We start from the raw sequence: 22,146 nt of genomic DNA, 5'->3' as shown, positions 1-22,146 counted from the left end.
GGCCTGGTTGCGCGTGCTCTGGCGCGCCTGGACCGATCGCAAGACTTACGACGCCAGCCTTCATCTGTCCGCCCTCAAAGCCACTTCTTCTGGCGGGGGTTGACACTGGATGTCTCATACAACCAGCGGCTGCAGCCAGCCGTCCTCGGTCCACTGATCGAGCAGTTCGCGCGCGCCGGTCGACAGGCGTGCAACGTCGGCCGCGCCCAGCTCGCGGCCATCGGCCAGGCGGTGCATCAGCGCGGCGTCGCGGCCTGCGGCACGAAAGCTCTCGCCGTTCAGGAAGACATGGACCGCGTCGTAGAGCATGCGGCTGCGCCGGTCGAGCCGGGCGCCCTGCCCCGGTGGCAGCACGTCGCCGGGCTCGAACCAGACATTGGCCTTGGGCTCGGTCAGTGCCTCGCCCAGCGCCCGCTCCAACGCCCGTGGGCGCTGCACGGCAGCCTCGACCGCACGGCGCGCGAAGTCCAGCAGCGCCGCCGGCATGCGGGCCGGCTCGGTCGATGCCTCCTGGCGCGGGTCGGCGTAGAGCCTGCCGGCGTCGTCGATGTCGTCCAGCAGGCGCGGCAACAGCTCGGCCGCCAGGGACTCGGCGGTCGACGCGCGAAAGCCCACCGAGCCCGTCATGCAGCCCGCGCCGACCGCGACGCCGTCGTGCGCCCAGCCGGGCGGCAGGTAGAGCATGTCGCCCGCCTCCAGCACGAAGTCCTGCTCGGGCTTGAAGTTGGCGATGATCTTCAGCGGCACGTCGTCGCGCAGCACGGCGTCCTTCTGCGGCGCGATGCGCCAGCGGCGCCGGCCGGCGAACTGGATCAGGAAGACGTCGTAGGAATCGAAATGCGGGCCGACTCCGCCCCCATCGCTGGCCACCGACAGCATCAGGTCATCCAGCCGCGCATCGGGCACGAAGCGGAACAGGTCCATCAGCGCGCGCGCCTCGTCGAGCTGCTGCTCCAGGCCCTGCACCAGCAGCGTCCAGCCGGGTTTGCTCATCGCTGGCAGGCGCGCGATGGGGCCGTGCTTGAGTTTCCACTTGCCGTCGAAGGCGGTGACGAGGCGGCTTTCGACATCGTCGCGCGCGGCCAGCGCGGCCAGCTCCTTCAGCGTGGCTGGCGGCGTTGCGTCGGCAAAGGCCTGGCGCACCAGCAGCGGCTTCTTCTGCCAGTGCCGGCGCATGAACTGGGCCGGGCTGAGGCCGGCGAGCATGGGGGTCGGGAGGTCGATCTGCATGCGGGCATTGTGCCGAGGGCCGCATGCGAAAATCCGGCCCATGCAAGTGACCCGCCCCTGTGTCGTCTCCCTGCGCTGGAGACTCGACGATGCCCAGGGCCAGCTCATCGACGAGCTGGCCGAACCGATGGAATTCCTTGTCGGGGGCGACGACCTCTTCGCCAAGGTCGAGGCCGCGCTGGAGGGCCAGGAGGTCGGCTTCGAGACCGACCTCGCGCTGCAGCCCGAGGAAGCCTTCGGCGACTACGACTCCGGCCTCGTCTGCTTCGAGGCGCGCGGCCTGTTCCCGGCCGACGTCGAGCCCGGCATGCAGTTCGAAGGCCTGCCCGAAGGCGCCGTCACCGAAGGCATGCCCGACGCCGTCTACACGGTCACCGAGGTCTACCCGGAGCACGTCGTGCTCGACGGCAACCATCCGCTGGCCGGCATCGGCCTGCGCATGCACCTGAAGCTGGTGGACGTGCGCCCGGCGACCGAGGAAGAGACCCAGGCCGGCTCGGTCGGCGAGCCCATCTTCATGGTGCAGACCGGCGCGCCTCCGGACGAGCAGCTTCATTGATTGCGGGACAGACCGGGCGCAAGCGAGCTCTGTCCCCAACTGACTCAGGAAATCATGCCTTGCCGGTGGAACCGAAACCACCCGCGCCGCGGTCGGACGCATCGAAGCTGTCGACGCGGCGGAACGTGGCCTGCACGACCGGCACGATGACCAGCTGAGCGATGCGCTCGAAGGGCTGGATGACGAACTCGGCCTGGCCGCGGTTCCAGCAGCTGACCATCAGCTGGCCCTGGTAGTCGCTGTCGATCAGGCCGACAAGATTACCCAGCACGATGCCATGCTTGTGGCCCAGGCCCGAGCGCGGCAGGATGATGGCGGCGAGGCCCGGGTCGGCGATGTGGATGGCCAGGCCCGTCGGGATCAGCGTCGTCTGGCCGGGCGCCAGCGTGATCGCTTCGTCCAGGCAGGCGCGCAGGTCGAGGCCGGCGCTGCCGGGCGTGGCGTAGGCGGGGATCTGCTCGGCCATGCGGGCGTCGAGCACTTGCAAATCGATAGCGTGCATCAGAGTCGTTGGGAGAGTTCTTGGATCAGCTCGCGCGCGAGGCTGAGCTTGTCTGCGCGGGGCAGCTCGCGCTGACCCTGCTCGTCGATGAGCAGCAGCGCGTTGTCGTCGCGGCCGAAGGTGGCCGGTCCCAGGTTGGCGACGATGAGCGGGATGCCCTTGCGGCGGCGCTTGGCGTCGGCGTGCTCGGCGAGCTTTTCGCTTTCGGCCGCGAAGCCGACGCAATAGGGCGGCTGGGGCAGCCTGGCGACGGCCGCGAGGATGTCGGGGTTCTCGGCCATCGCGAGGGTCGGCGCCGTCGCGCCGCCTTCGGCCTTCTTCAGCTTGTGCTCGTGCGTCTGCGCGGGCCGCCAGTCGGCGACGGCGGCGGTCGCGATGAAGGCGTGCTGGTGCGCGGCCAGCGGCAGCACGGCGTCGAACATCTGCTGCGCAGATTGCACGTCAATGCGCTGCACGCCGCGCGGCGTCGGCAGATGCACCGGGCCGGCCACCAGCGTGACCTCGGCGCCCGCCTCGGCCGCGGCGCGCGCGATGGCGAAGCCCATCTTGCCGCTGCTGTGGTTGCTGATGCCGCGCACCGGGTCGATGGGCTCGAAGGTCGGGCCGGCGGTGATCAGCAGCTTCTTGCCGCGCAGCGGCTTGGGTGCGAGGAAGGCCTCGACGTCATCGAAAATTTCTTGTGCTTCGAGCATGCGCCCGTCGCCGATCTCGCCGCAGGCCTGGTCGCCATTGGCGGGGCCGATGACGGTCGCACCGTCGGCCCGGATCTGCGCCACGTTGCGCTGCGTGGCCGGGTGGGCCCACATCTCGCGGTTCATCGCCGGCACGACCAACAGCGGGCACTCATGGATGCGGCGGGCCAGCGCGGTCAGGCTGACGAGGTCGTCCGCCCTGCCCTGCGCCAGCGCGGCGATGGCGTCTGCGCTGGCCGGTGCCACCAGCATCACATCGGCCTCGCGGCTGAGGTTGATGTGTGCCATGTTGTTGTCGGGCCGCGCGTCCCATTGGCTGGTGTAGACCGGACGGCCAGACAGCGCCTGCATCGTCACCGCGGTGACGAACTGCTCGGCGGCCTCGGTCATCATCACCTGCACGGTCGCGCCGCCTTTCACGAACAGGCGCGTCAGCTCAGCGATCTTGTAGCCGGCGATGCCGCCGGTCATGGCGAGGAGGATGTGTTTGCCGTGCAGTGGGCTTGTCGTCATCAGCGTTTCCTGAACACCAGGTCCCACACGCCATGTCCGAGCTTGATGCCGCGGTTCTCGAACTTGGTCAGGGGGCGGTAGGCGGGCTTGTCAGCATAGCCGGCCGCGGTGTTCAGGAGATGGGGCTCGGCCGACAGCACTTCAAGCATCTGCTCGGCATAGGGCTGCCAGTCGGTCGCGCAGTGCAGGTAGCCCCCTGGCGCCAGGTGCTGCACCAGCTTGGCGACGAACTCGGGCTGGATCAAACGGCGCTTGTTGTGGCGCTTCTTGTGCCAGGGGTCGGGGAAGAAGATGTGCACACCGGCAAGTAGCTCGGTGCCGATCATGTCGCGCAGCACTTCCACCGCATCGTGCTGGACGATGCGGATGTTGCTCAGCTGCTTCTCGTCGATGAGCTTCAGCAGCGCGCCAACGCCGGGCTCGTGCACCTCGCAGCCCATGAAGTCATGATCCGGCAGCGTGGCCGCGATCTCGGCGGTGGCGCCGCCCATGCCGAAGCCGATCTCCAGCACCAACGGGGCCTTGCGGCCGAAGATGGCTTCAGCATCGATGCGCTCGGCCTTGTAGGGCAGCACGAACTTCGGGCCCAGCTCGGCCAGGGCCTTGATCTGGCCCGTGCCCATGCGGCCGGCGCGCGTGACGAAGCTCTTGATCGCGCGGCGCGGCGGCTGATCCTTGTCATCCATCAGCCGACCTCGGCCATGACCATGGGCGTCGCCGCCACATCCGCTTCGCCCAGCGTGCAGGCGGCGAGGTAGGACGCGATGGCGCGGTCCGCCGCGGCGGCATCGGCCGCGTGGATCAGCGCCAGCGGCTCGCCGGCCGCCACTCGCGTGCCGAGCGGCTTCACGTCGGAAAAGCCGACGCGCATGTCGATGGCGTCGCCGGCCTTGCGGCGGCCGCCACCGAGCTCGACGATGGCCACGCCCAGGTCTCGTGTGGACATGGTCGTGATGACGCCGGCATGCGGCGCGGCCACGGGCTTCACGACGGGTGCTGCGGTCAGGTAGGCCTCGGGACGCTCCATCAGGTCGGCCGGACCGCCCAGGGCTACGACCATCTTGGCGAACTTCTCGGCGGCGGCGCCGGAGTTCAGCGCGGCCTGCAGCTTCACGCGGGCGGCAGCCGTATCGGCGGCCAGGCCGCCCAGCACCAGCATCTCCGCGCACAGCGCCAGCGTCACTTCGTGCAGGCGCGGCTCGCGGTGCTCGCCCTTCAGATAGCGGATGGTCTCGATGACTTCCAGCGAGTTGCCGACATCGGTGCCCAGGATCTGGTTCATGTCGGTGATCAGGGCGCGCGTCTTCAGGCCCGCGCCGCCGGCGACCGCGACGATGCTCTCGGCCAGCTCCTTCGCGAACTCGGGCGTGGACGCAAAGGCACCATTGCCGCACTTGATGTCCATGGCCAGGCCTTCGAGGCCGGCGGCCAGCTTCTTGGACAGGATGCTGGCGGTGATCAGCGGCACGCTCTCCACCGTGGCCGTCACGTCGCGCGTCGCGTAAAAACGCTTGTCGGCGGGAGCCAGGTCGGCGGTCTGGCCGATGATGGCGCAGCCGAGCGAACGCACGATCTGGTCGAACCTCAAAGGGTCGGGCGTGGTCGTGTAGCCCGGGATGGCTTCGAGCTTGTCGACCGTGCCGCCGGTGTGGCCCAGGCCGCGGCCGGCGATCATCGGCACATAGCCGCCGCAGGCCGCGACCATCGGCGCCAGCATCAGGCTGACCTTGTCGCCCACGCCGCCGCTGCTGTGCTTGTCGAGCACGGGGCCGGGCATGTCGGGCCAGCGCATCACGCGGCCGGAATTCATCATCGCGCGGGTCAGCAGCACGGCTTCGTCGCGGCCCATGCCGCGCAGGAACACGGCCATGCCGAGGGCGGCCACCTGGCCTTCGCTCCAGGAGTTGTCGACGAGGCCGCGGACGAAGTGATTGATCTGCGCTTCGTCGAGCGCCTGGCCGTCGCGCTTGGCGCGGATGATTTCTTGGGCAAGCATGGTCAGTAAGCGGCGGTCGACGCGACCGAGTCGGCGCCGGAGAGAACGGATTCGATGTCGGTCAGCAGGCCGCTTGCGCCGAAGCGCAGGCGCTGCGGGTTCAGCGCGCCGGCGCCCAGCGCGGCCTCGGCCTGCGCGATGTAGCCGGCCGCGTCCGCCACGGAGCGCACGCCACCCGAGGCCTTGAAGCCGGCGGCGGGCAGGCCGCTGGCGGCAATCTCCTTCAGCATCACCGCGGCGGCGGCGGGCGTGGCGCCGACCTGGGTCTTGCCGGTGCTGGTCTTCACGAAGTCGGCACCGGCGGCCAGGGCCATGCGCGTGGCCTGGGCGATGCGCTCGGTCGTGCCGAGTTCGCCCGATTCGATGATGACCTTCAACGTCAGCGGACGGCTGGCGAAGCGGACCTCGGACAGGAACTCGGCGACCTCGGTGGACTGGTCGGCCAGCAGCGCGCGGTGGGGCAGCACGACATCGACCTCGTCGCCGCCGGCCTGCGCGATCGCGGCGATGTCGGCCAGAGCGCGCTGCACGTCGAGCGCACCGTCGGGGAAGTTGGCGACGGCGGCGACCTTGATGGAGGCCGGCAGCGCCGCACGCGCCTGGGCGACGAAGCGCGGCCAGACGCAGACGGCGGCGACATCACCATGGGCCGTGCGGGCGCGCCGGCACAGCGCGTCGATGTCGGCGGGCGTGTCCGCATCGTTCAAGCTGGTCAGGTCCAGGCAGGCCAGCGCCGTGCGGGCGGCGGCCTTCAGGTCGGCGTTCACAGCGCCACTTCCTTGAGGCTGGCGACCAGCGCGGCCAGGAAGGCGGAGGCGCGCTCACCGGACATCTGCGCCTGTTTCAGCGTCAGGTCGTGTGTCAGCGCCTCGGCCGACAGGCCGGCGGCCATATTGGTCATCAGCGCAATGCCCATGACCTTGAGGCCGGCGTGGCGGGCCAGGATGGTCTCGGGCACGGTGCTCATGCCGACGGCGTCGGCACCCCAGGCCGCGAACATGCGGATCTCGGCCGGCGTCTCGAACTGCGGGCCCAGCGCCCAGCAATAGGTGCCCTCGCCCAGCATCAGGTTCTCGCGCTTGGCCAGCGCCAGCGCATGCTTGCGCAGTTCGGCGTCGTAGGCGTTGACCATGTCGACGAAGCGCTGGCTGCCCTGCTCGCCCACCAGCGGGCTGCGCTGCGGCGCATTGATGTGGTCGGCGATCAGCATCAGGCTGCCGGGCGGCATATGGCCGCGCAGCGAGCCGGAGGCGTTGGTCTGCACGAGAACCCTGACGCCCCAGCGCTTCAGCGTACGCAGCGCGCCGGCCATGCCGGTGCATTCGCCGCTCTCGTAGGTGTGGGCGCGGCCACGCAGGAAGATGACGCGCTGCGCGCCGATCTTGCCGACGACGATCTCGTTGACGTGGCCTTCGACCTTGGGCTGCGGGAAGGCCGGCAGCTCGGCATAGGACAGGTTCTTCGCGTCCCGCACATGGCTGACCGCGCCGGCCCAGCCGGAGCCGAGCACGACGGCGACCTCGGGGGCGGTGCCGAACAGGGATTGCAGCTTCTCGACGCTCGCGGTGACCGCGACGTCGAGCTTGTTGTGATCGATCATGAGGAACCTCAGAAGTTCAAGTGACCGGGCCCGAAGCTGTGGGGCAACAGTTCGGCCAGGGTCCAGCGTTGGCGGATACCGCCAGGATCGCCGGCGATGATGACAAGCTCTTCGGGAACCGAGAACTCCCGCAGCTTCTGGCGGCAGCCGCCGCAGGGGGTGATGATGCCCGGGCCGGGGCCGGTGACCAGCGCGGCCACGGCCCGCTTGCCGCCGGCCATGATCATGGCCGTCAGCGCCGAGGGCTCGGCGCACCAGCCCTGCGGGTAGGACGCGTTCTCCATGTTCGCGCCGATGTGGATGCGCCCCTGCTCGTCGAGGATGGCGGCGCCGACCTTGTAATTGGAGTAAGGCGAATGCGAGAACTCGCGGGCACGCAGCGACTCGGCGAGCAGGCGGTCCAGCAGGTCTTGGGAGAGTTCCATCAGCGCTCCTTCACGTAAGGGCGGCCGAGGGCCTTGGGTGCGACGGCCGAGCCGATGAAGCCAGCGAGCAGCACGACCGTCAAGATGTAGGGCAGCGCCTGGATCAGCTGCACCGGCACTTCGCCAATGCTGGGCAGTTGCACGCCCTGCAGCCGGATGGCCATCGCGTCGAGGAAGCCGAACAGCAGGCAGGCGCCCAGCGTCGGCAGCGGCTTCCACTTGCCAAAGATCATCGCGGCCAGCGCGATATAGCCGCGGCCGGCGGTCATATTGGGCGAGAAGGACGCGTTCTGGGCCAGCGTCAGATAGGCGCCCGCCAGGCCACAGAGCGCGCCGTTCATCAGCAGCGCCTGGTAGCGCAGGCCCTGCACGGACATGCCGGCCGCCTCGACCATGGCCGGGTTCTCGCCGACCGCGCGCAGGCGCAGGCCCGGGCGGGTGCGCTCGAGGAAGAACCACACCGCGGCGACCATCAGGAAGGCGGCGTAGACCAGCGCGTTGTGGCTCAGCAGGCCGTGGCCGAGGACGGCGGCGAGCCAATGGCCCGGCTGCGGCTCGGCAAAGCCCGCCGCCAGGGCCGTCAGGCGCACGTCGGGAGCAATCGGCGGCGTCTGGCCGCCCTGCTGGAACCAGGCGATGCCGAGCACCACGGTCAGGCCGGCCGCGATCATGTTCAGCGCGATGCCGGAGACGACCTGATCGCCGCGATGGGTCACGCAGGCGAAGCCATGCAGCATCGAGGCGGCGCTGGCGACGACGACCGCGGCCAGCAGGCCAAGGCCCGTGGACTGCGTAACCGAGGCCGTCGCCGCGGCGGCGAAGGCCGCGAACAGCATCTTGCCCTCCAGGCCCAGGTCGATGACGCCGGCACGCTCGGACAGCACGCCCGCCATCGCGCACAGCAGCAGCGGTGCGCTGACGCGCAGCGTGGACGCGATGACCGAGGCGATCAGGACTTCATCCATCAGCGGACTCCCTTGATGGCGGCGTAGACCCGTGCGAACAGCGGCGCACTGACCGTGGCCATCGCGCCCGAGAACAGCACGATGAGCCCTTGGGCCGTGACGACCATCTCGCGGCTGAAGCCCTGCAGCTCGAAGCTGACCTCGACGCCGCCCTGGTAGAGCATGCCGAACAGCAGCGACGCGAGCACGATGCCGACCGGATGGTTGCGGCCCATCAGCGACACGGCGATGCCGGTGAAGCCGGCGCCGGCGACGAAGTCCAGCGTCAGCTTGCCCTGCACGCCGGAGATTTCGTTGATGCCCACCATGCCGGCCAGCGCACCCGAGATGGCCATGGCCAGCAGTACCTGGGCGCGCGGGTGGATGCCGGCGTAGTGGGCCGCGCGCGGTGCGCTGCCGACGGCGCGCACCGCATAGCCGGCCGCGCTGCGCCACAGGAACCAGCCGACGAAGACGCAGGCGGCCAGCGCGATGACGAGGCTGAGGTTCAGCGGCGACGACGGCAGCTCATAGCCAAAAGCGGCGGCGATCTGGTGCAGGGCCGGCATGCGGGCGCTGGCGGCGAACTCGGCGGACTCGACGGCCATGCTGTCGGCCGGGCGCAGCCAGTTCACGAGCAGATAGCTGTTCAGGCTCGCGGACAGGAAATTGAACATGATCGTCGTGATGACGACATGGCTGCCGCGCCAGGCTTGGCAGTAGGCCGGCAACGCCGCCCACAGCATGCCGAACAGCGCCGCGGCCACGACCAGCAGCGGCAGCATGACGATGGCCGGCAGCTTGGCACCCAGCCACAGCGCGACCAGCGCCACGCCCACGCCGCCCAATGTCGCCTGGCCCTCGCCACCGATGTTGAACAGGCCGGCATGGATGGCCACCGCGACCGCGAGGCCGGTGAAGATGAAGCTCGTCGCGTAGTACAGCGAATAGCCCAGGCCGCGCACGCTGCCGAGGGCACCGTTCAGCAGCACGGTCAACGCCTGCCAGGGGCTGTGGCCGATGACCATGACGACGAGGCCGGCCACCAGCATCGCGATGGCGAGGTTCCACAGCGGCAGCAGGCCGAGGTCGATCCAGCGGGGGAGTTGCAAGGGCTGACTCATGCAGCGGCTCGTTCTTCTTGTGCGGCCATCAGCAGGCCGAGGCGTTTCTCGTCGCAGTCTTGAATAGCCAGCTCGCCGGTGATGCGGCCGCAGTTCATGACGACGACGCGGTCGGCCAGCGCCAGGATCTCGTCCAGCTCGCTGCTGACCAGCAGCACCGCGCAGCCGGCGTCACGCAGCGCGCGCAGCTGGTGGTGGATGAATTCGATGGCGCCGATGTCGACGCCGCGCGTGGGCTGGCCCACCAGCAGCACGGTCGGCTGCTCGCCGATCTCGCGGGCCAGGATGAGCTTCTGCTGGTTGCCGCCGGAGAACTTGGCCGAACCCAGGTTCTCGTCGCGCGGGCGCACGTCGAAGCGCTCCTGCATCTGGCGCGTGGCGTCGCGCATCGCCGCGTGGTTCATGGACGCGCCCCTGCGGTACTTGGGCAGGCCCTGGTAGCCCAGCACGGCGGACTCCCAGGCCGGGAAGCTCATGACCAGGCCGACCGCATGCCGGTCTTCCGGCACATGGGCCAGGCGCAGCGGGCGGGCCTGCGCGGTGTCCAGCCAGGCCTCGGGCGTGAAGACCTTGCCGCCCAGCTCCATGCGGCCGCCCTCGGGCGCGCGCAGGCCGGACAGCACCTCCAGCAGCTCGCTCTGGCCATTGCCCGACACGCCGGCCACGCCGACGATCTCGCCGGCCTTCAGCGTCAGGCTGACGTCCTTCAGCGCCGCGACGCCGTTGGCATGCTTGAGGTTGAGGCCGCTGGCCTGCAGGCGCACTTCGCCGGCATGCATTTCCATACCCTCGGGCCGGCCCAGCGTGACCTTGCGGCCCACCATGGACTCGGCCAGCGTGGCCTCGCTCCACTGCGCGATGGGCCGCGTCTCGACGACCTGGCCGGCGCGCATCACCGTGACGGCGCAGCACAGGCTCATGACCTCGCGCAGCTTGTGCGTGATGAGGATGATGGTCGTGCCGCGCTCCTTCAGCCGGCGCAGCGTGACGAACAGCTGGTCGGTCTCTTGCGGCGTCAGCACGGCCGTCGGTTCGTCCAGGATCAGGATGCGGGCGCCGCGGTAGAGCGCCTTCAGGATCTCCAGCCGCTGCAGCTCGCCCACGGGCAGGTCGCCGACGAGGGCGTCCAGCTGCACCTGCAGGCCGGTCTCGGCCATCAGCGCTTCCAGCCTGGCCCTGACCTTGGCCTTGGAGGCGGTCAGGAAGAAGCCGCCCTCGGCGCCCAGCATGATGTTTTCGAGGCAGCTCAGCGTGTCGACCAGCATGAAGTGCTGGTGGACCATGCCGATGCCCAAAGCGATCGCCTGCTGGGAATTGGCGATATGGGCCCGCCGGCCATCGACCTCGATATGGCCGGAATCGGCTTGGTAGTAGCCATACAGGATGGCCATCAGCGTGCTCTTGCCGGCGCCGTTCTCGCCAACCAGGCCGTGCACGCTGCCCGCGGCGATGTCGAAGGACACCTCGCGGTTGGCCTGCACGGCGCCGAAGCGCTTGGAGATCGCCCCGAGGCGAACGGCTGGATTGGCTTGCTCTGGCATGTCAGGGCGAGATCGCTCTTAGTCAGTTGAGGACGGAGCTGACGGCGGGTACGCCGTCAGGTCCATCCCGCAAGACCATCAGTATTTGCAGGCGTTGTCGGCCATGTAGTCGGCCACCTTGATCTTGCCGGCAATGATGTCGGCCTTGATCGCGTCGACCTTGACCTTCAGCGGTGCCGGGATGAGCTTGGCGTTGTTGGCGTCCAGCGCGTAGTCCACGCCGCCTTCCTTCAGGCCCAGCACGCTGATGCCCTGCTTCCAGCCCTTGAGCACGTTGTAGACGGCCACGTCGACGCGCTTGACCATGGAGGTCAGCATCGTGCCGGGTTGCAGATGGTTCTGGTTGCTGTCGACGCCGATGGCGAGCTTGCCGGCGTCCTTGGCGGCCTGGTAGACGCCGACGCCGGTGCCGCCGGCGGCGGCGAAGACGATGTCCGAGCCCTTGGCGAACTGGGCCTTGGCCAGCTCGCCGCCGCGGGTCGGGTCGTTCCAGGCCGTGGAGGTGGTGCCCGTCATGTTCGAGAACACCTCGATCTTCGGGTTGGTCGCCTTGGCGCCTTGCTCGTAGCCGCACTGGAACTTGCGGATCAGCGGGATGTCCATGCCGCCGACGAAGCCGACCTTGCCGCTTTTGCTGACCAGGGCGGCAAAAGCACCGACGAGATAGCTGCCCTCATGCTCCTTGAACAGCACGGACTGCACGTTGGGCAGGTCGACCTTGGCGTCGATGATGGCGAACTGGGTCTTGGGGAAGTCCTTGGCCACCTGCTGCAGCGCCGACGCCTGCGCGAAGCCGATGCTGATGATGGGGCTGGCGCCGCGCTCGGCCATGCGGCGGATGGCCTGCACGCGCTGGGTGTCGTTGCTGATCTCGAACTCGAGATAGGCCTTGCCCGTTTCCTTCCTCCACTGCTCGGCGCCCTGGTAGCCGGCCTGGTTGAAGGATTTGTCGAACTTGCCGCCCATGTCGAAGATCACCGCGGGCTGCTGGGCCTGGACCAGGGCCGAAGCGGCGACCAGGGTCAAAGCCGCAAGACGGGGCAGGGAAGACTTCATGGGATTGGCGTGGGCTGGGCGAAAGGGGCGCATTGTAGAAAACATCCCTCAAGTTTTACTGGTCAGGAAAACACCGACCCCTCGACCGCCTTTCGGCGTTCGGTCCCCCAAGGGGACGCAGGCCGGCTTGGGGCGGCCCGGCGCTCGGCCTGACGGATTCACCCCGCCTTGGCACGGCGCAATTTGCGATGCGAGGCGCGGGCATGGGGCAGCCAGCCGAGTGTCGCCCATCGCCGCCACATCAACAGGCCTCGAATCCACTCGTCCGCCGCGTAGGCGATCCAGACACCCACCAGGCCCCAGCCCAGGTACACGCCGAGGAACCAGCTGCCGCCCGCCAGCACGATGGCCATCGAGGCCGCCCCGGCCATCACGGGGTAGCGCGCGTCGCCCGTCGCCCGCAGCGCGTTGATGACGACGAGGTTGAAGCTGCGCCCCGGCTCCAGCAGCACGGTCCACCACAGCAGCGTGCAGCCGAGCGCGATGATCTCGGGGTCGGACGTGAAGCGCGCCAGCAGCCAGGGCCCAGCCAGCGCGAAGCTGCCGGCCACGACGAAGGCGACGACGAAGCCCAGGGCCAGCGAGCGCCGCACCAGCCGGTGGGCCGCGTGCAGTTCCCCGGCGCCGATCATGTGGCCCACCAGGATCTCCACCGCGAAGCCAATGGCCAGGCTGAACATCAGGATGACGTGCAGGAACTGCATCGTGTAGGCATGCGTGGCCAGCGCGTGCGCGCCGAGCTGGGCCACGGCGGCCAGGCTGGTCATGAAGGCCAGGCGCCAGGAGATGTTCTCGGCCGCGCCCGGGATGCCGATGTGCAGCACCGTGGCCAGCGGCGCGCGCACCAGGCGCCACCAGTCGGCCGCGCGCAGCCGCAGGTCCAGCCGCAGCCGCCACAGCGCGATGTGCAGGCCCAGGCCGATGCCGCGCCCGCAGATGCAGGCCAGCGCATAGCCGACGAGGCCCAGGTGGGGCATGGCCAACAGGGCGACCGCCAGCGTGACGACCTGGATCGCGACGACGACCACCAGCGCCTCGCGGCTGCGCAGATGGGCGCGCATGACGCTGGACATGGTGGCGTTCAGCGCGTCCAGCAGCAGGGCCGGCGCCAGTGCCTGCAGCAGCGTGCGCGCCAGCGGCGCCACCTCGGGCGGCGTGTTGACGACGGCCAGCAGCGGCCCGGCCGCCACCAGCGCCAGCAGCGCGCCCGCCAGGCCCAGCCAGGTGCTGGCACCGACGACGGCGCGGGCCACGGCGTCGGCCTGGTCGCGCCGGCCGGCGCCCAGGGCCTGGGTCACGGCCACGCTGACGCCCGCGCCGATGACGCGGAACAGCACGAACAGCGCCGCGAACACCTGGTTGGCGATGCCGAAGGCCGCGCCGCTGTCGTCCGACAGCCGCGCCGCCAGCGCCGTGCCGATGATGCCGATGCCGATGCCCAGCAGCAGCTCCAGCAGCAGCGGCCAGGTCAGGGGGAACAGCCGGGGGCGAGCGGACGGAGCCGTCAAGGCCGACTCCGTTCAAAGGTATTCACACAAGTCACGACAAGCTCGCCAGAATCATTAGGGTCTGTTGACCTATGAATCGTCCCCGCGTGAGGCCCCGCTCAGGGCCAAATCTAGGCGCAAGGCGGAGCCGGGATGGGCACCCGGCGAGCACTTGCAACAACGAGTTGGCCCTGAGCGGGGCCTCACCCTTCGGGCTGGGGCGGCCAAGGGCGCAGCGCGTTGTTGCAACCCTTGCCCAGGCGTCCAGCCTGGGCGGCGGACTGCGCCTAGCTCTGCGCCCTTGGCCGCCCCAGCGCGGGGACGATTCATAGGCCAACAGACCCTCTGCATCCTAAAGGAGTAACCATGCCGAAACCCGCCGCGCACGCCTTCGCCCACACCCAGGCCGAATTCAAGACCGCTTCCGGCAAGGCCGGCAGGCTGTTCTCGCTGCCCAGGCTGGCCAGGACCTTCCCCAACGTGGGCCGCATGCCCGTGTCCATGCGCATCGTGCTGGAGAGCGTGCTGCGCAACTGCGACGGCCAGAAGGTCACGAAGGAGCACGTCGAGCAGCTCGCGAACTGGCAGCCATCAGCCGAGCGCGTGGACGAGATTCCCTTCGTCGTCGCCCGAGTCGTGCTGCAGGACTTCACCGGCGTGCCGCTGCTGGCCGACCTGGCCGCGATGCGCAACGTGGCCGCCAAGCTCGGCAAGAACCCCAAGACCATCGAGCCGCTGGTGCCGGTGGACCTGGTGGTGGACCACAGCGTCATGGTCGACTACTACGGCACCAAGAAAGCGCTGGACCTGAACATGAAGCTGGAGTTCGAGCGCAACCGCGAGCGCTACGAGTTCATGAAATGGGGCATGCAGGCCTTCGACACCTTCGGCGTCGTGCCCCCGGGCTTCGGCATCGTGCACCAGGTCAACCTGGAGTACCTGGCCCGCGGCGTGCACAAGACCAAGGGCGGTATCTACTACCCGGACAGCCTCGTCGGCACCGACAGCCACACGACGATGATCAACGGCATCGGCGTCGTCGCCTGGGGCGTGGGCGGCATCGAGGCCGAGGCCGGCATGCTGGGCCAGCCGGTCTACTTCCTGACGCCGGACGTCGTCGGCTTCGAGCTGACCGGCCGGTTGCGCGAAGGCGTCACGGCCACCGACCTCGTGCTGACCGTCACCGAGATCCTGCGCAAGCACAAGGTCGTCGGCAAGTTCGTCGAGTTCTTCGGCGAAGGCACCGAGAACCTGTCGGTGCCCGACCGCGCGACCATCGCCAACATGGCGCCCGAGTACGGCGCGACGATGGGCTTCTTCCCGGTAGACGACAAGACCGTCGATTACTTCAGGGGCACGGGCCGCAGCAAGGCCGAGATCGAGGCCTTCGAGGCCTACTGGAAGGCACAGAAGATGTTCGGCATCCCGAAGAAGGGTGAGCTGGACTACTCTGCGGTCGTCACGCTGGACCTCGGCACCGTCGCGCCCAGCCTGGCGGGCCCCAAGCGCCCGCAGGACCGCATCGAGATCACCCACCTGTCGACGAAGTTCGGCGAGCTGTTCAGCAAGCCCGTGGCCGAGAACGGCTTCAACCAGCCGGCGGACAAGCTGGCCAAGACCTTCAAGACCGAGTCCGGCCTGGAGATCAGGAACGGCGACGTGCTGATCGCGGCCATCACGTCCTGCACCAACACCAGCAACCCCGGCGTGCTGCTGGCCGCCGGCCTGCTGGCCAAGAAGGCCGTGGAGGCCGGCCTCAGGGTCCAGCCCCACATCAAGACCTCGCTCGCGCCCGGCTCGCGCATCGTCACCGAATACCTGGAGAAGGCCGGCCTGCTGCCCTACCTGGAGAAGCTCGGCTTCAACGTCGCCGCCTACGGCTGCACGACCTGCATCGGCAACGCGGGCGACCTGACGCCCGAGCTGAACCAGTTGATCCAGGAGAACGACCTCGTCTGCGCGGCCGTGCTGTCCGGCAACCGCAACTTCGAGGCGCGCATCCACCCCAACCTGAAGGCCAACTTCCTCGCCAGCCCGCCGCTGGTCGTCGCCTATGCGATCGCCGGCAATGTGACGCGCGACCTGATGACCGAGCCCGTCGGCGTCGGCAAGAAGGGCCGTCCGGTCTTCCTCGGCGACATCTGGCCGAGCAGCGACGAGATCTACAAGCTGATGAAGTACGCGATGGCGCCCAAGGCCTTCAAGGCCAACTACGACAAGGTCGGCACCAAGCCCGGCAAGCTCTGGGACGCGATCAAGGGCGTCAAGGGCCAGGTCTACGACTGGCCCAAGAGCACCTATATCGCCGAGCCGCCCTTCTTCCAGGGCTTCGCGATGGCGCCCAAGGCGCTGGAGGCCGGCGTCAAGGGCGCCAAGGTCATGGCGCTGTTCGGCGACTCGATCACCACCGACCACATCAGCCCGGCCGGCTCCTTCAAGGAGACCACGCCCGCCGGCAAGTTCCTCATCGAGAACGGCGTGCTGAAGGCCGACTTCAACTCCTACGGCGCGCGCCGCGGCAACCATGACGTGATGATGCGCGGCACCTTCGCGAACGTGCGCGTGAAGAACCTGATGCTGCCCGCCAAGGCCGACGGCTCGCGCGAGGAAGGCGGCTACACGCTGAAGGACGGCCGCCAGATGGCCATCTACGACGCGGCCATGGAATACATCGCCGAGGGCACGCCCACGGTGATCTTCGCCGGCGAGGAATACGGCACCGGCTCCAGCCGCGACTGGGCCGCCAAGGGTACGCAGCTGCTGGGCATCAAGGCCGTCGTGGCCAGGAGCTTCGAGCGCATCCACCGCAGCAACCTGATCGGCATGGGCGTGCTGCCGCTGCAGTTCAAGGCCGGCGACTCATGGGAGGGCCTGGGGCTGACGGGCAGCGAGACCATAGACATCGCGCTGGCCGACGAGATCAGGCCGCAGGGCGACGCGCTGATGACGATCACCTGCACCGACGGCACGACGCAGTCCGTGCCGCTGACGCTGCGCATCGACACCGCCATCGAGGTGGACTACTACAGGCACGGCGGCATCCTGCCTTTCGTACTGCGCCAACTGCTCGCGGCCTGAGGCCGCGGCTACCCGCGCCGCGAAGCACGGTCGCGGCGGCGGGCCCCATCGTCGACCGTGCGACAAGGAGATCGAGATGAGCCGTCCTTCCGGTCCTGTTCTTCTGTCCTGCGCCGCGGCTGCGGTGCTCGCGCTGGCCGTGCCCGCCTGGGCCGTGCACGGCGGCGACGGCATGCACTGGGGCGACCCGCCGCCGGCCCTGGCCAAGGGGGCCAAGCTCGCCGTGCTGATGGGCGACCCCGGCAAGCCGGGGCCCTTCGTCATGCGCCTGAGCGCGCCGGCCGGCTACAAGGTGATGCCGCACTGGCACAGCCAGACCGAGAACGTCACCGTCATCTCGGGCACGCTGATGATCGGCATGGGCGACAAATTCGATCCCAAGGCCATGAAGACGATGAAGGCGGGCAGCTTCGGCTCCGTCCCGGCCAAGGAACACCACTTCGCCGCCATGAAGACGGCGACCGTCATCCAGATCCACGGCGAAGGCCCCTTCGACCTGACCTACGTCAACCCTGACGACGACCCGCAGAAGGGCGCGGCCGCGCCGAAGTAGGCGCCGTTCGCGGTCCACGCGGCGGACTGCTGCCGGCGTGTGAGCAGGCCCTAGGCCGCTGGCTGAACCGGCACGCTGATCTCGAACCAGAAGCAGCTGCCCTCGCCCGGCCGGCTCTCGAGCCGGATCTCGCCGCCCATCATGCGCACGAGCTGCCGGCTGATGGCCAGGCCCAGGCCGGTGCCGCCGGTGCGCTGCTCGGCATTGCCGGCCTGCTCGAAAGGCTCGAACAGGCGCACGACCTGGTCCTCGGCGATGCCCACGCCGGTGTCCCTCACCTCGAAGCGCAGCAGCGCCTCGCCGGCCGCGCCGCCGGCCGGCACGGCGACGGCGGCGCGCAGCGTCACGCCGCCCGCATGGGTGAACTTCACCGCGTTGCCGAGCAGGTTGATGAGCACCTGGCTCAGGCGCTTGTCGTCGGCCTGCACGACGGCCGGCAGCGCGGGGTCGAGCTCCAGCGCCAGGCCGATCTGCTTGCCCTCGGCCATCACGCGCACGATGTCGGCGACCGCGTTCAGCCGCGCCGGCAGCTCGACCGGCGCGACGCGCAGCTCGGCCTTGCCCGCCTCGATGCGCGCCAGGTCGAGGATGTCGACGATCAGCGTCAGCAGATGCTGGCCGCTGCCGTGGATGATGTCCAGGCCGTTGCGCTGCTTGGGGCTGAGGCCGTCGTCCATCTTCAGGATCTGGGCATAGCCCATCACCGCGTTCAGCGGCGTGCGCAGCTCGTGGCTCATGCGCGCGAGGAACTGGCTCTTGGCCTGGCTCGCGATCTCGGCGCGCTCCTTGGCGTCGCTGAGCTCCAGCGTGCGCTCGCGCACCAGATCCTCGAGGTGGTCCCGGTGCGCGGCCAGCTCGGCCTCGCGCTCCTGCAGCGCGGCGATCATGCGGTTGAAGGTGTGGGCCATCGCGGCGATGTCGCGCGGCCCGCCGGCCGGTGCGCGCGCGTCGCTGTCGCCGCGCTCGACGCGCTGCATCGCATCGGACAGCGCCGCCAGCGGCCGGGTCAGGCGCAGCGCCAGGAAGCGCACCGCAAGCAGGAACAGCGCCGCGAACAGCAGGGCCACACCAAAGTTCGCGACGAACAGCGAGGCCTGGGCGCGATGCAGCGCCGCCTTGCTCTGGATGATGCGCACCTGGCCGAGCAGCTGCGGCGGCTTCAGCGTGACGTCGAAGGGCGAGGGTTCGGGCCGCGTCCAGACCGGCGCCGCGAAGGCCCAGCTGTCCTCGGTCTCCTGGTCCAGCCAGGGCACGCTGGCGGCGCGCTCGGGCAGCGCGGCGACCGTCGCGGCGGGCAGGCGGTCGCGCTCCGCCCCCAGCGCCAGCAGCAGCCGCGCCTGCGTGTCGCGGATCTCGATGGCCATCACGTCGGGGAAGGCCAGCGACGCGCGCACGGCCTCGTCGGCGTTGTCGGCCGCCGCGTAGAGCAGGGCCAGCGAGCTGTTGGAGGCCAGGTTGGCCGCGACGCGCCCGCCCTGCTCCATCAGCATCGCACGCACCTGGCGCCCGCCCTGCCAGGCGTTGACGGCGGCCAGCAGCAGGGCCAGGCCGAGCGCGCCCAGCATGACGGCCACGCTGAGCTGGCGGCGGAACGAGGCCTCGCGCAGCCAGCGCGCGTACACGCGCTGCAGCCACGGCCGGGGCGGCGCCGCGGGCGGGCTCGCCGCCTCGTCCTGCAGCAGGAGCGGCGGCTGGCTGTCGAGTGGGTAGAGCGGCATCTTCAGTTGTTGGGGTAGACGAGGTCGAACCCGGGCTGCACCGCTGCCACGTCGATGCCGAGGTGGGCGGCGGTGCGGATGTTGATGGCGGCCAGCGCCTGGCGCAACGGCAGCACCCCGGCCGCGCCGGCCGCAGCCTTTGGGCTGCCCAGCAGGCGCTGGGCCGACGCGGCCAGCGTGCGGCCGAGCTCGCGGTTGTCGGGGTAGAGCGAGAACAGCGCGCCGCGCTTCACATGGGCCAGGTGGCTGGAGAACACCGTGATGCCGCGGTTCCAGCTCTCGCGCAGCACCAGCGGCAGCACGGCGTTGTCGTCCACGGTGGTCGGATCCTGCGGCAGCCACAGCGCGTCGCGCGCGGGGTCGGCGCCGGCCAGCAGCAGGGTGTAGGCGCGCAGGGCCTCGGCCTGGTCGGCGGCCTCCTGGGCCAGCAGCTCCAGGCCTTCCACGCGCGCGGCCTCGCGCGCCAGCCGCGCCAGCCAGCCGTTGAGCCTGGCGTCGTGGACCAGGTGCACGCGGCGCGCGGCCGGCCGCAGCCGCCGCAGCCGTGCCAGCAGCAGGGCCGGGTCGGGTGCCAGCGTGTGGACCGGGAAGGCGCGCGCCTCGGACTCCTGCACCGACACCACGCAGCCGACCAGCACCGCCAGCTCGCCGGCCAGCGCGGCGGCCACGCGCATGCCGCCGCGGCCCAGGCCGATCAGCGCCTGCGCATCGCGCCTGCGGACGTCGTCGGCGACCTGGGCCGGGTTGGCATTGCCGCCCATCGCGAAGCTGGCGACGGCGCCGCCGGCCCGGTCCGCGATGCCTTCGATGATGGCGGCGAAGACCTGCCGGAACGGTTCGCCCAGGTCGGGGTAGGCCACGGCCAGCGGGCGCGCACCCTCGGCCGCGAACGCGCCCTTCCCCGCCAGCCACACGGCGCCGCCCAGGGCCTGCTGCAGCAGCGCGCGGCGTGTGGCTTGGGCGGGGCAGCCGTGCTCAGTCAAGTGGGAAATGCCGCGAGGCGGAGGCCGAATGGAGGTGCGGCATTATGCAAAGGGATCAGTAGTGGTACTGGGCCTGCACATAGGCGGCCCGCGGCACCACGGGCAGGTCGTTGACGATGCCGCTGCCGGCCAGGCTGGGCTCGCGCGCGTCGGCGTTGAAGACGTTGCGCAGCATCGCGGCGAGTTCCCAGTGCGACGCGCCGAGCCGGGTCCGCGCCGACAGGTCCAGCGTCGTGTAGTCCCTGACCGGCGGGCGCGCGTCGCCGGCCGGCCGGCAGCGGCCGGCCACATGGTTGATTTGGGCGCTGAGCGTGGCACCGCGCACCCCGGCCCAGTCGGCCTGCACATAGGCGTGCTGGTGCGGCGCGTAGCCGGCGTCCAGCCGCGTCGCCTCGTCCACGGAACGCTGGTAGGCGTAATTGCCCGTCAGGCGCAGGCTGCGCGACGCGTCCCAGACGGCCTCCAGCTCGGCGCCGTGGCCGTCCTGGCCGCCGCGGTTCTGGATCAGGTTGGCCGGCGGCGCGGCGGGGTTGGGCGCGCCGCGGATGATGTCGCGCATCGCGTAGCGGAACAGGCTGAGGTTGAGCTGCAGGCCTTCGGACGGTGCCCAGGCCAGCGCGGCCTCGGCGGTGCGGATCTTCTCGGGCTTGACGGCCGGGTTGCCGCCCAGCACCGGGTTGTTGATGCTGTGCTGCTCGTTGAAGGACGGCGCCCGGAAGGCCTGGCCGTAGAGCAGCTTGGCCGTCAGGTCGTAGGCCGCGCTCCAGACCAGGGCCAGGCGCGGGTTGGTCGTCGAGCCGAAGTCGGAGTAGTGGTCACGGCGCACGCCGGCGGTCAGGATCCAGTCCGGGTGGAAGCGCCACTCGTCCTGCGCATAGGCATAGTCCACGCGGCGGCGCTGCGGCAGCATGAACTTCAGCAGCGTGTCGGAGAAGTCGGTCACGTCGGCGAAGGAGCCGGTGCCGATGCGGCTGTAGTTGGGATTGAAGTTCTTGTATTCGGTGGTCTTGTAAAGGTCGAGGTCGTCATGGCCCAGGCCCAGGCGCAGGCTGTGGCCGCTGAAGCCCGTGTAGGTGGCGAAGCCCGACAGGCGCAGCTGCCGCTCCCATTTGTTGGGCCCGCCGATCAGGCCGTCGGTGAAGCCATTGCCCGGCCCCAGCGTCGTGCCGGCCGGCAGCAGCACGTAGTTGGTCGTGGCCTGCTCGACATAGCGCAGCACGCTGGCCTGCAGGCCGGCGCCCCAGTCGGCGGCCAGCCGCGGCTCGGTCCACGACAGGTCGCCGTTGATGCGCTCGCTGCGGCCCTTGCCGACCGGATCCAGCGCCGACGCGACGCCGGCGCCGCTGCCGACATGGCTGCGCAGCTTGTAGCCGAGGCGCCCGCGCCAGGCTCCCTGCCCCACCTCCAGATTGCCGTCGACCGCGTCGTGGCCGACGTTGATCGGCCCCGGCGCGCGCGTGACGGCCGGGCGGGCGGCGTCCTTGTCGATGAGGCTGCGCGCGCCGTCGGTGCTGCCCACGCGCAGATAGGCCGACACGTCCAGCGGCCCGAGCTTGCCGCCGTGCAGCACCCAGCCGTCGGCGCTGCCGAAGGAACCGCCGCGCAGGCCGACGCGCGTGCCCGGCGTGTCGGCCGAGGACTTGGTGATGATGTTGATGACGCCCGCGAAAGCGTCGGCGCCGTAGAGCGCCGAGCCCGGGCCGCGAATGAGCTCGATGCGCGCGATGTGCTCGACGGGATAGCCGGCCCAGACATTGCCCTTGTTGCCGACGAAGAGGGTCGTCATCGGCACGCCGTTCTGCAGCACCAGCACCTGCGACGTGAACTGGCTGTAGATGCCGCGGAAGATGTAGAGCGGCATGTACTGGTTGGCCGCGCGCCCGACATGCAGGCCGGCGACCGACTCCAGCACCTCGTCCAGGTCTGCCGCCCCCATCGCCTGGATGGCCTCGGCCGTGATGACGCTGGCCACCGCGGGCGCCTGGCGCAGCGGCTGCACGCTGCCGGCCGCGATGCTGACGGAGCGCTGGTCGCCGTAGGCCAGCGTCAGCTCGTCCTCGTCGGATTGCGCCCAAGCCCCAGCCGAGCCCAGGGCCAGGATGGTGGACAAGCCCACGAGGCCAGCAGAACGACATGCCATAGCTC

Annotated in this window: 19 protein-coding genes; 3 read left to right on the top strand and 16 right to left on the bottom strand. The window is 69.9% G+C overall.

Annotation, left to right across the window (positions count from 1 at the left end):
- Nucleotides 1–114: 114 nt before the first annotated feature.
- Nucleotides 115–1,230: a ribosomal protein uL16 3-hydroxylase gene (locus tag NYP07_RS20160; protein WP_268153529.1), complete on the bottom strand. Its 1,116-nt coding sequence runs from the start codon at nucleotides 1,228–1,230 to the stop codon at nucleotides 115–117.
- A gap of 40 nt (nucleotides 1,231–1,270) precedes the next feature.
- Here NYP07_RS20160 and NYP07_RS20155 point away from each other — a divergent pair, with 40 nt between their 5' ends.
- Nucleotides 1,271–1,789, top strand: coding sequence for an FKBP-type peptidyl-prolyl cis-trans isomerase (locus NYP07_RS20155; protein ID WP_268153528.1), 519 nt, complete (start codon nucleotides 1,271–1,273; stop codon nucleotides 1,787–1,789).
- Nucleotides 1,790–1,841: 52 nt separating this feature from the next.
- Here NYP07_RS20155 and dut read toward each other — a convergent pair whose 3' ends face one another.
- The 12 genes from dut to NYP07_RS20095 all read right to left on the bottom strand — a co-directional run bounded on the left by dut (nucleotide 1,842) and on the right by NYP07_RS20095 (nucleotide 13,690).
- Nucleotides 1,842–2,291: a dUTP diphosphatase gene (gene dut / locus NYP07_RS20150; RefSeq protein WP_268153527.1), complete on the bottom strand. Its 450-nt coding sequence runs from the start codon at nucleotides 2,289–2,291 to the stop codon at nucleotides 1,842–1,844.
- On the bottom strand, nucleotides 2,291–3,496 hold the full coding sequence (coaBC, locus tag NYP07_RS20145) for a bifunctional phosphopantothenoylcysteine decarboxylase/phosphopantothenate--cysteine ligase CoaBC (protein WP_268153526.1): 1,206 nt from the start codon (nucleotides 3,494–3,496) through the stop codon (nucleotides 2,291–2,293). The genes dut and coaBC overlap by 1 nt, the downstream gene beginning before the upstream one ends.
- Entirely contained in the window at nucleotides 3,496–4,182 is a 687-nt protein-coding gene (trmB, locus tag NYP07_RS20140) for a tRNA (guanosine(46)-N7)-methyltransferase TrmB (protein ID WP_268153525.1), read from the bottom strand. The genes coaBC and trmB overlap by 1 nt, the downstream gene beginning before the upstream one ends.
- Nucleotides 4,182–5,492 carry a thymidine phosphorylase gene (gene deoA, locus NYP07_RS20135; protein WP_268153524.1) on the bottom strand — a complete coding sequence of 437 codons (1,311 nt, stop codon included), beginning with the start codon at nucleotides 5,490–5,492 and terminating at the stop codon, nucleotides 4,182–4,184. The genes trmB and deoA overlap by 1 nt, the downstream gene beginning before the upstream one ends.
- A 2-nt stretch (nucleotides 5,493–5,494) precedes the next feature.
- Complete coding sequence (gene deoC, locus NYP07_RS20130; RefSeq protein ID WP_268153523.1) at nucleotides 5,495–6,259, bottom strand: deoxyribose-phosphate aldolase; 765 nt, start codon at nucleotides 6,257–6,259, stop codon at nucleotides 5,495–5,497.
- A complete protein-coding gene (locus NYP07_RS20125) occupies nucleotides 6,256–7,092 on the bottom strand; it encodes a purine-nucleoside phosphorylase (protein ID WP_268153522.1) in 837 nt (278 codons plus the stop codon). Before NYP07_RS20125 ends, deoC begins: the two co-directional genes overlap by 4 nt.
- An 8-nt stretch (nucleotides 7,093–7,100) precedes the next feature.
- The gene (gene cdd / locus NYP07_RS20120; RefSeq protein ID WP_268153521.1) at nucleotides 7,101–7,517 is read right to left on the bottom strand and encodes a cytidine deaminase; all 417 of its coding nucleotides are present in this window, start codon (nucleotides 7,515–7,517) and stop codon (nucleotides 7,101–7,103) included.
- The gene (locus tag NYP07_RS20115) at nucleotides 7,517–8,482 is read right to left on the bottom strand and encodes an ABC transporter permease (protein ID WP_268153520.1); all 966 of its coding nucleotides are present in this window, start codon (nucleotides 8,480–8,482) and stop codon (nucleotides 7,517–7,519) included. The genes cdd and NYP07_RS20115 overlap by 1 nt, the downstream gene beginning before the upstream one ends.
- The gene (locus NYP07_RS20110) at nucleotides 8,482–9,585 is read right to left on the bottom strand and encodes an ABC transporter permease (RefSeq protein ID WP_268153519.1); all 1,104 of its coding nucleotides are present in this window, start codon (nucleotides 9,583–9,585) and stop codon (nucleotides 8,482–8,484) included. Before NYP07_RS20110 ends, NYP07_RS20115 begins: the two co-directional genes overlap by 1 nt.
- On the bottom strand, nucleotides 9,582–11,126 hold the full coding sequence (locus NYP07_RS20105; protein ID WP_268153518.1) for an ABC transporter ATP-binding protein: 1,545 nt from the start codon (nucleotides 11,124–11,126) through the stop codon (nucleotides 9,582–9,584). Before NYP07_RS20105 ends, NYP07_RS20110 begins: the two co-directional genes overlap by 4 nt.
- 78 nt (nucleotides 11,127–11,204) lie before the next feature.
- On the bottom strand, nucleotides 11,205–12,182 hold the full coding sequence (locus NYP07_RS20100) for a BMP family lipoprotein (protein WP_268153517.1): 978 nt from the start codon (nucleotides 12,180–12,182) through the stop codon (nucleotides 11,205–11,207).
- A 158-nt stretch (nucleotides 12,183–12,340) separates the two neighbouring features.
- Nucleotides 12,341–13,690 carry an MATE family efflux transporter gene (locus NYP07_RS20095; protein WP_268153516.1) on the bottom strand — a complete coding sequence of 450 codons (1,350 nt, stop codon included), beginning with the start codon at nucleotides 13,688–13,690 and terminating at the stop codon, nucleotides 12,341–12,343.
- A gap of 345 nt (nucleotides 13,691–14,035) precedes the next feature.
- On the opposite strand from NYP07_RS20095, the gene acnA reads away from it, so the two are divergent.
- Entirely contained in the window at nucleotides 14,036–16,747 is a 2,712-nt protein-coding gene (gene acnA, locus NYP07_RS20090) for an aconitate hydratase AcnA (protein ID WP_268153515.1), read from the top strand.
- Nucleotides 16,748–16,823: 76 nt separating this feature from the next.
- A complete protein-coding gene (locus NYP07_RS20085; protein WP_268153514.1) occupies nucleotides 16,824–17,300 on the top strand; it encodes a cupin domain-containing protein in 477 nt (158 codons plus the stop codon).
- Between the two features lie 50 nt (nucleotides 17,301–17,350).
- On the opposite strand, the gene NYP07_RS20080 is transcribed toward NYP07_RS20085, so the two are convergent.
- The 3 genes from NYP07_RS20080 to NYP07_RS20070 are packed head-to-tail and all read right to left on the bottom strand — an operon-like array spanning nucleotide 17,351 to nucleotide 22,141.
- Nucleotides 17,351–19,018 (bottom strand): ATP-binding protein, encoded by a 1,668-nt coding sequence (locus NYP07_RS20080; RefSeq protein WP_268153513.1) that lies wholly within the window; start codon nucleotides 19,016–19,018, stop codon nucleotides 17,351–17,353.
- Nucleotides 19,019–19,020: 2 nt separating this feature from the next.
- Nucleotides 19,021–20,001 (bottom strand): type 1 periplasmic-binding domain-containing protein, encoded by a 981-nt coding sequence (locus NYP07_RS20075; RefSeq protein WP_268153512.1) that lies wholly within the window; start codon nucleotides 19,999–20,001, stop codon nucleotides 19,021–19,023.
- 55 nt (nucleotides 20,002–20,056) lie between these two features.
- Complete coding sequence (locus NYP07_RS20070) at nucleotides 20,057–22,141, bottom strand: TonB-dependent receptor plug domain-containing protein (RefSeq protein WP_268153511.1); 2,085 nt, start codon at nucleotides 22,139–22,141, stop codon at nucleotides 20,057–20,059.
- Nucleotides 22,142–22,146 lie beyond the last annotated feature (5 nt).

Origin of the sequence: Pelomonas aquatica (genome assembly GCF_026712205.1) — a bacterium.
GTDB lineage: Bacteria > Pseudomonadota > Gammaproteobacteria > Burkholderiales > Burkholderiaceae_C > Pelomonas > Pelomonas aquatica.
This window is presented reverse-complemented; position numbering and strand designations above follow the sequence as displayed.

Bases quoted from the DNA above. Each gene is read 5' to 3' on its own strand.
- NYP07_RS20125 (WP_268153522.1), bottom strand. From the start codon at position 7,092: ATGATCGATCACAACAAGCTCGACGTCGCGGTCACCGCGAGCGTCGAG.
- NYP07_RS20155 (WP_268153528.1), top strand. From the start codon at position 1,271: ATGCAAGTGACCCGCCCCTGTGTCGTCTCCCTGCGCTGGAGACTCGAC.
- NYP07_RS20080 (WP_268153513.1), bottom strand. From the start codon at position 19,018: ATGCCGCTCTACCCACTCGACAGCCAGCCGCCGCTCCTGCTGCAGGAC.
- NYP07_RS20085 (WP_268153514.1), top strand. From the start codon at position 16,824: ATGAGCCGTCCTTCCGGTCCTGTTCTTCTGTCCTGCGCCGCGGCTGCG.
- NYP07_RS20070 (WP_268153511.1), bottom strand. From the start codon at position 22,141: ATGGCATGTCGTTCTGCTGGCCTCGTGGGCTTGTCCACCATCCTGGCC.
- NYP07_RS20110 (WP_268153519.1), bottom strand. From the start codon at position 9,585: ATGAGTCAGCCCTTGCAACTCCCCCGCTGGATCGACCTCGGCCTGCTG.
- trmB (WP_268153525.1), bottom strand. From the start codon at position 4,182: ATGGATGACAAGGATCAGCCGCCGCGCCGCGCGATCAAGAGCTTCGTC.
- dut (WP_268153527.1), bottom strand. From the start codon at position 2,291: ATGCACGCTATCGATTTGCAAGTGCTCGACGCCCGCATGGCCGAGCAG.
- deoA (WP_268153524.1), bottom strand. From the start codon at position 5,492: ATGCTTGCCCAAGAAATCATCCGCGCCAAGCGCGACGGCCAGGCGCTC.
- NYP07_RS20100 (WP_268153517.1), bottom strand. From the start codon at position 12,182: ATGAAGTCTTCCCTGCCCCGTCTTGCGGCTTTGACCCTGGTCGCCGCT.
- coaBC (WP_268153526.1), bottom strand. From the start codon at position 3,496: ATGACGACAAGCCCACTGCACGGCAAACACATCCTCCTCGCCATGACC.
- NYP07_RS20160 (WP_268153529.1), bottom strand. From the start codon at position 1,230: ATGCAGATCGACCTCCCGACCCCCATGCTCGCCGGCCTCAGCCCGGCC.
- NYP07_RS20105 (WP_268153518.1), bottom strand. From the start codon at position 11,126: ATGCCAGAGCAAGCCAATCCAGCCGTTCGCCTCGGGGCGATCTCCAAG.
- NYP07_RS20115 (WP_268153520.1), bottom strand. From the start codon at position 8,482: ATGGATGAAGTCCTGATCGCCTCGGTCATCGCGTCCACGCTGCGCGTC.
- cdd (WP_268153521.1), bottom strand. From the start codon at position 7,517: ATGGAACTCTCCCAAGACCTGCTGGACCGCCTGCTCGCCGAGTCGCTG.
- acnA (WP_268153515.1), top strand. From the start codon at position 14,036: ATGCCGAAACCCGCCGCGCACGCCTTCGCCCACACCCAGGCCGAATTC.